We start from the raw sequence: 573 nt of genomic DNA, 5'->3' as shown, positions 1-573 counted from the left end.
TCGCGCTCATTGCCCTCACAGCTCGGTAGAACTGTACGGAAAGTCCCGCAACCCCGACCATGCAACTCCTACCGGATATCACACATGATCGGTTTGGCCTCTTCCGGTTTCGCTCGCCACTACTAACGGAATCGCTTTTGCTTTCTCTTCCTGTGGGTACTGAGATGTTTCACTTCCCCACGTTCCCTCTACCCGCCCTATATATTCAGGCGGGAGTCACCAGGTCACCCAAAGGGCCTGGCGGGGTTTCCCCATTCGGAGATCCTCGGATCAAAGCTCTATTATCAGCTCCCCGAGGCTTATCGCAGATTTATACGTCCTTCTTCGGCTCCAGATGCCAAGGCATCCACCGTTTGCTCTTAGAATCTTGAAATCACATGAGATTGAATCGTTTCGCCTCCCCTAGAGGAGACAGAATTGACCAATGATCTATAAATAGATCTTGTGATCCACCGGAAAACCGGTGAATCTAAGATGCTCGCGTCCACTGTGTAGTTCTCAATATACGGGCGGTACCCCACCACCATCCACTCAGGGACGACAGAAAGGGTCCGACAAGAAACCAGACACACC

At 51.8% G+C, this 573-nt stretch carries 1 rRNA gene; it reads right to left on the bottom strand.

The window, feature by feature from the left end:
* Window positions 1-373 (bottom strand): 23S ribosomal RNA (locus ITJ44_RS15725); the annotation flags it as partial.
* Window positions 374-573: the final 200 nt, after the last annotated feature.

This window comes from Clavibacter sp. VKM Ac-2873, assembly GCF_015351075.1.
In the GTDB taxonomy this organism is placed as follows: domain Bacteria; phylum Actinomycetota; class Actinomycetes; order Actinomycetales; family Microbacteriaceae; genus Clavibacter.
Note: the sequence above shows the minus strand (reverse complement) of the source record. Positions and strands in the feature narration are given on the sequence as shown.